Annotated in this window: 2 protein-coding genes; one reads left to right on the top strand and one right to left on the bottom strand. The window is 69.4% G+C overall.

The genetic code is table 11. The annotated features are described in order from the left end of the window. Positions 1-255: hypothetical protein (locus tag AB3X43_RS08110; RefSeq protein ID WP_369429338.1), on the bottom strand; the 255-nt coding region annotated here is incomplete at its 3' end. 165 nt (positions 256-420) lie between these two features. Here AB3X43_RS08110 and AB3X43_RS08105 point away from each other — a divergent pair. After that, the coding region (locus AB3X43_RS08105; protein WP_369429337.1) for an adenosylcobalamin-dependent ribonucleoside-diphosphate reductase at positions 421-2,891 on the top strand (2,471 nt) is incomplete at its 3' end.

Below are 2,891 nucleotides of genomic sequence, written 5' to 3'. Positions count from 1 at the left end.
GCCGTGGCCCACGAGCCAGCCGAACGCCAGTGCCGGCCACGCCTGCTGTCGCCACCGCAGCAGCAGCCCCAGCGACAGCCCGGCCACCGGCCACAGCCCGGCCGACGGCGCCACGGGGGATGGGCCGCCGATGCCCTGACCGACCAGCCACGCCAGCAGCACGCCCCCCGCCACCTGCAGCGCCCATGGCGGCGCACGCCGGTGTGGGGCGGTGGAGGAGGGGTCGGGCAGCGGTGCAGTGGCGTCTGGGGCCATCTTGGTCTTGATTGCGAATTAAGCGAAGTAACGGTAAAACCAGCGCGAGAGGATACGGGAGGCAGCGCATCGCGCGCGCAGTCCCCGGTCTGGCCAGACACTTTCGACAGAGAATTCGTGTGGCTGCCGCTAAAGTGACACGCTTGATGTCCCGAGGAGAGCCGCATGCCCCGCGTTGTTTCGAGCCTTCCCCCCCAGCCCATCAGCCACGAGGTGCTGCAGGAAAAATATGCCAAAGGCACCGAGACAACCGCGGACGAGGTTCGCCTGCGTGTGGCCCGTGCCTTGGCCGAGGTCGAACCCGAGGCGCAGCGTGCCCACTGGACCGAACGCTTCGCCTGGGCGCAGGCGCAGGGCTTCGTGCCCGCTGGCCGCATCGCCTCGGCGGCCGGCACATCGCTCGGCGCCACGCTCATCAACTGCTTCGTGCAACCAGTCGGTGACTCGATCGCCGAGCCGGAAAACGGCTTCCCCGGCATCTACACCGCGCTGACCGAGGCGGCCGAGACCATGCGCCGCGGCGGCGGCGTCGGCTACGACTTCTCGCGCATCCGCCCGCAAGGCGCCTGGGTGGGCTCCACCGACAGCCACGCCAGCGGCCCCGTCAGCTACATGCGCGTGTTCGACCGCAGCTGCGAGACGGTCGAATCCGCCGGCAGCCGCCGCGGCGCGCAGATGGGCGTGCTGCGCTGCGACCACCCCGACATCGAGGCCTTCATCCACGCCAAGGACAGTGGCGACCTGCGCAACTTCAACGTCTCGGTCGGTGTCACGAACGCCTTCATGCGCGCGGTCGAAGCCGATGGCGAGATCGACCTGACCCACCGCGCCGAACCCGGCCGCAAGCGCAAGACTGCCGGCGCCTTCGAGCGCGCCGACGGCCTGTGGGTCTACCGCCGCGTGCGCGCCCGGGATCTGTGGGACCAGATCATGCGGTCCACCTACGACCACGCCGAGCCGGGGATTCTCTTCATCGATCGCATCAATGAGGACAACAATCTCGGGTATTGCGAGGCGATTACCGCTACAAATCCGTGCGGCGAACAGCCCTTGCCGTCCTACGGCTGCTGCTGCCTCGGTTCCGTCGACCTGACCCGCTTCGTGCGCAACCCCTTCGAGCCGGACGCCGTGTTCGACGAAGCGGGTTTCGCCGAGGTCTGTGCCGTGGCGGTGCGGATGCTGGACAACGTGCTCGACGCCACCGTCTGGCCGCTGCCCGCGCAGCAGCGCGAGGCGATGCACAAGCGCCGCATCGGGTTGGGGTTCACCGGGCTGGGCGACGCGCTGATCCTGCTGGGCTGCCGGTATGACACTGCGCCGGCGCGGGCGATGGCGCGGCGGATTTCCGCCGTGATGCGGGATGCGGCGTATGGCGCGTCGGTGGAACTGGCGAAGGAGCGCGGCGCCTTTCCCTTGTTCGACGCGGACCAGTACCTCGGCGGCGAGCGTTTCGCCTCGCGGCTGCCGGATGAATTGAAGGACCGGATCTACGCCTACGGCCTGCGCAATTCGCACCTGCTGTCGATCGCGCCGACCGGCACCATCAGCCTGGCCTTTGCCGACAACGCCAGCAACGGCATCGAGCCGCCGTTCAGCTGGACCTATACCCGCCGCAAGCGCGAGGCGGACGGTCGCTTCAAGGAATATGCCGTCGAGGACCACGCCTGGCGCCTGTACCGCCATTTGAAAGGCCCCGACGCGCCGCTGACCGACGCCTTCGTCACCGCGCTGGAGATGAGCGCCGAGGCGCACGAGGCGATGGTCGCGGCGGTGGCGCCCTACATCGACACCTCGATCAGCAAGACGGTGAACGTGCCGGCGGATTATCCGTACGCGGAGTTTCAGGGGCTGTATTTCACCGCCTGGCAATCCGGGCTGAAGGGATTGGCCACCTACCGGCCCAACAGCGTGCTCGGCGCGGTGCTGAGTGTCGAACCGACCGCCGCACCTGCGCCAGCGCCCGCACCGCAACCCCAGCCGCTGACCGTGGCGCAGCCCGCGATGGCCATCGACCCGGACGGCGCCAACCGCCGCCTGCGGGTCGAGCGGCTGCCGCAGCCGGTGCTGGCGAGTCTGCGCTGGCCGGGGCGGCCGGAATTGCCGTCGGGGAATCCGGCCTGGAGTTACATGATCCAGCATCCGCACGGCAGTTTCTCGCTCTTCGTCGGCGAATTGCCGGCCGAGGCGGGGCCGGACGCGGGGCTGTTCGGCCAGACGCTGCCGTTCGAGGTCTGGGTGAATGGGGCGGAGCAGCCGCGGGGCCTGGGTGCGCTGGCGAAAACCCTGTCGATGGACATGCGGGCGAATGACCCGAGCTGGCTGCGCCTGAAACTCGACGCGCTGGCGACGGTGGCGGAGGAGCGGGCGTTTGACATGGCCTTTCCGCCGAGCGGGGAAAAACGCCTGTTTCCCGGCGTGGTGGCGGCGACGGCGGCGGTGATCCGCTGGCGTTGCGAGCAGCTCGGCGCCCTGCAGGAGGGCGGGGCGACGCCGGTGCTGGACGCGATGTTCAGCCGCGAGGAACCCCGCACCGGGGTGGACGGCACGCTGGCCTGGGCGGTCGACATCGAGAATCCCGGCACGGGCGAGCAATTCACGCTGACGCTGAAGGAGGTGACGTTGCCGACCCCTGACGG

Source organism: Sphaerotilus sp., assembly GCF_041083715.1.
Taxonomy (GTDB): domain Bacteria; phylum Pseudomonadota; class Gammaproteobacteria; order Burkholderiales; family Burkholderiaceae_C; genus Sphaerotilus.
The sequence above is the reverse complement of the archived record's forward strand: the minus strand, read 5'-3'. Positions and strand labels throughout refer to the sequence as shown.